General features: G+C 62.6%; 7 protein-coding genes. 5 read left to right on the top strand and 2 right to left on the bottom strand.

The features are described 5' to 3' along the window. The coding region (locus EN925_RS19825) for a type II toxin-antitoxin system RatA family toxin (protein WP_164894290.1) at positions 1-433 on the top strand (433 nt) is incomplete at its 5' end. Positions 434-442: 9 nt separating this feature from the next. Beyond that, positions 443-1,117, top strand: a complete 675-nt coding sequence (plsY, locus tag EN925_RS19830) for a glycerol-3-phosphate 1-O-acyltransferase PlsY (RefSeq protein WP_127369736.1) — start codon at positions 443-445, stop codon at positions 1,115-1,117. Between the two features lie 45 nt (positions 1,118-1,162). Here the strand turns inward: plsY and EN925_RS19835 are convergent, their stop codons facing one another. Further along, positions 1,163-1,645: a CinA family protein gene (locus tag EN925_RS19835; protein WP_024505192.1), complete on the bottom strand. Its 483-nt coding sequence runs from the start codon at positions 1,643-1,645 to the stop codon at positions 1,163-1,165. Continuing rightward, on the bottom strand, positions 1,642-2,871 hold the full coding sequence (locus tag EN925_RS19840) for a bifunctional 2-C-methyl-D-erythritol 4-phosphate cytidylyltransferase/2-C-methyl-D-erythritol 2,4-cyclodiphosphate synthase (RefSeq protein WP_013531491.1): 1,230 nt from the start codon (positions 2,869-2,871) through the stop codon (positions 1,642-1,644). Before EN925_RS19840 ends, EN925_RS19835 begins: the two co-directional genes overlap by 4 nt. 243 nt (positions 2,872-3,114) lie before the next feature. Here EN925_RS19840 and dusB point away from each other — a divergent pair, with 243 nt between their 5' ends. The 3 genes from dusB to EN925_RS19855 all read left to right on the top strand — a co-directional run. After that, positions 3,115-4,143, top strand: a complete 1,029-nt coding sequence (gene dusB, locus EN925_RS19845; RefSeq protein ID WP_127369737.1) for a tRNA dihydrouridine synthase DusB — start codon at positions 3,115-3,117, stop codon at positions 4,141-4,143. Continuing rightward, the gene (locus tag EN925_RS19850) at positions 4,140-5,282 is read left to right on the top strand and encodes a nitrogen regulation protein NR(II) (RefSeq protein WP_027163473.1); all 1,143 of its coding nucleotides are present in this window, start codon (positions 4,140-4,142) and stop codon (positions 5,280-5,282) included. Before dusB ends, EN925_RS19850 begins: the two co-directional genes overlap by 4 nt. Beyond that, a partial coding sequence (locus EN925_RS19855; RefSeq protein ID WP_128336832.1) for a response regulator occupies positions 5,279-5,911 on the top strand: 633 nt, incomplete at its 3' end. The genes EN925_RS19850 and EN925_RS19855, both read left to right, overlap by 4 nt.

Raw genomic sequence — 5,911 nt, forward strand, 5'->3', positions numbered from 1 at the left:
ACGCGTATCCCATACACCCGAGCAGATGTTCGCTTTGGTAGCCGATGTTGAATCCTATCCGCAATTCCTGCCGCTTTGCGAAGCGCTGACGGTTCGCTCGCGCAAGGAGCGTGACGGGCGTACCGTTCTCCTTGCCGACATGAGCATCGGCTACAAGGCGATCCGCGAAACCTTCACGACGCAGGTACTGCTGAAGCCCGACGAGAACACCATCGACGTGAAGTACATCGACGGGCCGTTTAAATATTTGAGCAATGTCTGGCGTTTCGAACCCGACGGCGCCGGTTGCGCCGTCCGCTTCTTCATCGACTACGAGTTCAAGAGCCGCATTCTGGGCGCGGTCATGGGAACCATGTTCGATCGTGCCTTCCGCATGTTCGCCGAAGCCTTTGAGAAGCGCGCCGACGTCATCTACGGTACAAAACCGTCTTGAGGCTTGCGCATGCTTTTCTGGATAGCGAGCACCGTTGGACTGGCGATCGCCTATCTCTTCGGTTCCATGCCCACGGGTTATCTGGCGGGGAAGCTGCTCAAGAGCATCGATATCCGGGAGCATGGCTCCAAATCCACCGGGGCAACGACCGTTTTGCGGGTCTTGGGAAAATGGCCTGCGTTGGTGGTGTTGCTGGTGGATGTGCTGAAAGGTGCTGCGGCGATCGTCTTTGCCCGCTGGTTCTATCCCTGGTTCATCACGTTGCCGTTTGTTACGCCATCGACCCCGCTTGACCTGCAAGCCTGGGTGCCTTGGGCTGTTTGCCTGGCCGGAATTGCCGTGTTGTTGGGACATGGCCGTTCGATCTGGTTGAATTTCACAGGTGGCAAATCCGCTGCGACGGGGCTTGGCGTGTTGCTGGCTCTGTCTTGGCCGGTAGGTGTGGGGGCTGCGGCGGCTTTTGGTGCTGTGCTGGCTACGTCTCGGATAGTTTCCCTGAGTTCGATGGTAGCGGCGTTGACCGCGATCGCCCTCATCTGTGGCCTGGAGCAACCGTTGGCCTATCGGTTGCTGGTGATTGCGGGCAGCATCTACGTGGTTATGCGCCATCGTGCCAACATTCAGCGGCTGCTGGCTGGGACGGAGCCACACTTGGGGCAAAGCAGCCCGGAATCGAAAACGTAGCCGCAAATCCGGCTTTCGGGTCCGCCCGCCCAACGTTTTATAATCCTATCCGAGTGCTTGCAGGCCCAGTTCCAGCGCTTGCCGGACCGTTTCGCGACGGATGAAATCGCGGCCTTTGTCTGCAAAGAGTTGGTGCTCGGCGACAATCGGTCGGCCGTCCAGCGCAACCCCGAACCAGACCAGGCCGACCGGTTTTTCCGCCGAACCGCCGCCAGGCCCGGCGATCCCGGTAACCGCCAGGGTCAGCCCGGCGCGCGAACGGGTAAGCGCGCCTGTCGCCATTTCGATCGCAGTCTCGCGCGAAACCGCCCCATGCGCATCGAGCGTGGCGGCGGAAACGCCGAGCATGTCCATCTTGGCTTCGTTGGAATAGGTGATGAAGCCGCGATCGACCACGGCGGACGAGCCCGCGATGTCGGTGAGTGCCGCGATGATCATGCCGCCGGTGCAGCTTTCCGCCGTTGCCAGCATGATGCCGCGTTTCTGGCAGGCTTGCAGCAAGGCATTTGCCAGGTCGCTGTTGGTCATTCCGGCACCTCGCCGGGAAACACCACACTGGCAGTGGCGATCGCCGCAATGCCTTCCTCGCGCCCGACGAAGCCGAGCTTCTCGTTGGTTGTCGCCTTGATCGAGATGCGATCCGCGGAAATTGCCAGCATCTGCGACAGGGCTGCCGTCATCGCCTCGCGGTGCGGGCCGACGCGCGGCGCTTCGCAGATCAACGTGATATCGGCATTGGCGATGCGGCCGCCGCGCTCGCGCACCAGCCCTGCCGCATGCTCGACGAAGATCCGCGACGCAGCGCCTTTCCACTGCGGGTCGGACGGCGGAAAATGCGTGCCGATGTCGCCGGCGCCGCAGGTCGCCAACAACGCATCGGTCAGAGCATGCAGACCGACATCGGCGTCGGAATGGCCGGACAGTTTCTTGTCGTGTGCAATGGCGACGCCACACAGTGTGACATGGTCGCCGGGCTCGAAAGCATGGACGTCGTAGCCATTGCCGGTTCGGATGTCGGGAAAGCGCACACGTTCGCCGGAAAGCCGCTGGTCCGCCATCGCAATATCCCGTGCCCAGGTGAGTTTGACATTATCCGGCGAGCCCGGAACGATCTTGACCGGAATATGCGCCCATTCGGCGATCGCGGCATCGTCGGTAAAATCCATTTTTCCCAGATGATGGGCTTTCTCGTGCGCGGCAAGGATGGGCCAGAACGGAAAGCCCTGCGGCGTTTGCGCCGCGTGAAGACCGCTGCGCGAAACGGTTTCGCCGACCACCCCGGAGGCCGATTCGCGCTTCAGCGTGTCGGCGACGGGCAAAGCGGGCAATGCGCCCTCGCGCTCGCCGATGGCGGCGATGGTGCGATCTATTAGGTCCGCATCGACAAACGGACGCACGGCATCGTGGATCAGAACCTGCCCCGGCGCGTGGTCTCTAAGGGCAAGCAGGCCGAGCCGGACGGATTCCTGCCTGGTCGCCCCGCCGATAACGGCGCTAACGCGCTCGGCGTTGGTGCCCGCCGCCTGCCGGAACAGTTCATGGTCGTCAGCATGAATGGCGACGACGATCTCGCTGGTCCGCGGGTGGGCCAGAAAAATGTCAAGCGTGTGTGCGATAACGGCAAAGCCGCCAATGTGTTGATATTGCTTCGGTCCGTTGGCCTGTCCGGCGCGCGCACCACGGCCGGCCGCGACGATTACCACCGCGACCTTGCCATCCGCACTCGAAACGTGATTTTCACTTGCGTCAGTCATTGCAGATTGGCTTAGCGCACGATCCCGAAAAGTGTAATCGGTTTTCGGCAAAGATCGTGCGTCAAATATGAATCCCAAAGCGTCCTTTGCGCGTCCCACGGGGCGCGCGGCGCTTTGGCCACACCCAATCCCGAAGGCCAGCATTTTCCCAATTGCGCCTTAATGTGGCGTCATTCCGCGTTGCACATTGCGGCCGATATGGCTAGAGAATGTGCAACGAATGAAGATGCTTGGTTTTTGTGCATGGTTAATTTGACCAAATTGGCCGCGCCGCTTAACGTCGGCGGCGTGAAACTCCGCAATCGCGTGTTCCTCGCGCCGATGTCGGGCATTACGGACGAGCCGTTCCGGCAGCGTGCCCACGCGCATGGCGCGGGCCTGGTCGTGTCCGAAATGGTTGCCAGCGGCGAGCTCGCCAAGGGCAGGGCCGGTTTCAACCTGCGCATACGCCACTCCGGCCTGCCCGTCCATATGGTTCAGCTGGCCGGCCGTGAGGCGATGCACATGGCCGAAGGTGCCAGAATCGCCGCCGGCGAGGGCGCCGACATTATCGACATCAACATGGGATGCCCGGCCAAGAAGGTCACCGGCGGTTATGCCGGCTCGGCATTGATGCTGGATCTCGACCACGCACTGTCGCTGATCGACGCCGTTGTCGGCGCGGTCGAGGTGCCAGTGACGGTCAAGATGCGGCTTGGCTGGGACGAAGGCGCGCTCAACGCGCCGATGCTGGCGCGGCGCGCCGAGCAGGCCGGTGTCAGCATGGTGACCGTGCACGGCCGAACGCGCTGCCAGTTCTATCAGGGCAAGGCCGACTGGCGCGCCATCGCCCGCGTCAAGGAAGCCGTGTCCATCCCGGTCGTCGCCAATGGTGACGTCTCTTCGCCGGCGGAAGCGGCCGACATTCTCGATCAATCGGGTGCCGACGCCGTGATGATCGGCCGTGCCCATTATGGCGCGCCCTGGATCGCAGGTGGCATTGCGGCCGCAGCGACAGGCGAAATGACGCCAAATATTCCACAGAACCCGACGGCGCTCGCCGACTACATCGTGGCCCACTATGAGGATATGCTGGCGCTCTACGGCGCCGAAAGCGGCCTGCGCCAGGCGCGCAAGCATCTCGGCTGGTATCTTGATCGGCATGCAGGCGGCGTCGCCGACGACAGCCGAAAGGCCGTACTGACCGCATTCGAGCCCGCGCGCGTCATTGCCTTGCTGCGCGATGTGTTTTCGCGCGATCCGCAACCTTTGACCCTGCGGAGTGCCGCATGAACGCCGCCGCCGGCCAAGGCGCTGAAATGGCGGATGCCGCCCAGATCGTGCTCAACACCATCCGCCGCCCGGTGATCATGATCAGCGAGGAAGGCTTCATCACCTTTGCCAACGCCGACGCGGAGGACTTCTTTCGTTCAAGCGCGACCATGCTCGCCCGCAACACGCTGTCAAAACTCATTCCCTTCGGCAGCCCGCTGCTGACGCTGGTCGACCAGGTGCGCGAGCGCCTGGCACCGGTCAACGAGTATCGGGTCGACGTGTCGTCGCCGCGTCTCGGCATCGAGAAGGTCGTCGATCTCTATGTCGCGCCGGTACCGGAATTTCCGGGCTCGGTGGTGGTTATGTTCCAGGAACGGTCGATGGCCGACAAGATCGACCGGCAGATGACGCATCGCGGTGCGGCGCGCTCGGTCACCGGCTTGGCGGCGATGCTTGCCCATGAGATCAAGAACCCGCTCTCCGGCATCCGCGGCGCTGCCCAGTTGCTGGAACTGTCGGCTTCCGACGAAGACCGTGCGCTGACGCGGCTGATCACCGACGAGACCGACCGCATCGTGTCGCTGGTCGATCGCATGGAGGTGTTTTCCGACGAGCGGCCGATCGACCGCTACCCCGTCAACATCCATGTCGTGCTCGACCATGTGAAGGCCATTGCCAAGAACGGTTTTGCCAAGAGAATCAAGATATTGGAGGACTATGATCCTTCGTTGCCTCCGGTGTTTGCCAACCGCGACCAGTTGATCCAGGTGTTCCTCAACCTGGTCAAGAACGCCGCCGAGGCGATCGGCAGTGACCCGCAGGGCGAGATCATGCTGTCGACCGCCTTCCGGCCAGGCATCCGTGTTTCCGTTCCGGGCACGCAGGACCGCGTGTCGCTGCCGCTGGAATTTTGCGTGCGTGACAATGGTTCCGGCGTCTCGGAAGATATCCTGCCGATCCTGTTCGACCCGTTCATCACCACCAAGCCGAACGGCTCGGGGCTGGGGCTGGCGCTGGTCGCCAAAATCGTCGGCGAACATGGCGGCATCATCGAATGCGAATCGACGCCGCGCGGGACCACATTCCGCATCCTGATGCCGGCCTGGAAAGAAGCGCCATACGGCGCCGATGAAGACGGTGAAGGAGACCGCAAATGACCGTTCGCGGCAATATTCTCGTCGCCGACGACGATGCGGCGATCCGCACTGTCCTCAACCAGGCGCTTTCGCGCGTCGGCCACGAGGTGCGCGTCACCTCCAATGCTTCGACTTTGTGGCGCTGGGTGGCGGCGGGCGAGGGCGATCTTGTCATCACCGATGTGGTGATGCCGGACGAAAACGCCTTCGACATGCTGCCGCGCATCAAGAAGGCGAGGCCGGAACTGCCGGTCATCGTCATGAGCGCCCAGAACACCTTCATGACGGCGATCCGCGCGTCTGAAACCGGCGCCTATGAGTATCTGCCCAAGCCGTTCGACCTGACCGAACTGCTCAACATCGTCAACCGGGCGCTTTCCGAGCCGCGACGGCCGAAGATCGATGCGCGGCCGGAAGAGCAGCCCGATGCAATGCCGCTGGTCGGCCGTTCGGCCGCCATGCAGGACATCTACCGCATGCTGGCGCGCATGATGCAGACCGACCTGACGGTGATGATCTCGGGCGAATCCGGCACCGGCAAGGAACTGGTGGCGCGCGCGCTGCATGAATATGGCCGCCGCCGTGGCGGCCCGTTTGTCGCCATCAACATGGCGGCGATCCCGCGCGACCTGATCGAATCGGAACTGTTC

Origin of the sequence: Mesorhizobium sp. M7A.F.Ca.US.006.04.2.1 (genome assembly GCF_004022915.1) — a bacterium.
Lineage (GTDB): Bacteria > Pseudomonadota > Alphaproteobacteria > Rhizobiales > Rhizobiaceae > Mesorhizobium > Mesorhizobium ciceri.

Coding starts and splice junctions, on each gene's coding strand:
- plsY (WP_127369736.1), top strand. CDS start 443: ATGCTTTTCTGGATAGCGAGCACCGTTGGACTGGCGATCGCCTATCTC.
- EN925_RS19835 (WP_024505192.1), bottom strand. CDS start 1,645: ATGACCAACAGCGACCTGGCAAATGCCTTGCTGCAAGCCTGCCAGAAA.
- EN925_RS19840 (WP_013531491.1), bottom strand. CDS start 2,871: ATGACTGACGCAAGTGAAAATCACGTTTCGAGTGCGGATGGCAAGGTC.
- dusB (WP_127369737.1), top strand. CDS start 3,115: ATGGTTAATTTGACCAAATTGGCCGCGCCGCTTAACGTCGGCGGCGTG.
- EN925_RS19850 (WP_027163473.1), top strand. CDS start 4,140: ATGAACGCCGCCGCCGGCCAAGGCGCTGAAATGGCGGATGCCGCCCAG.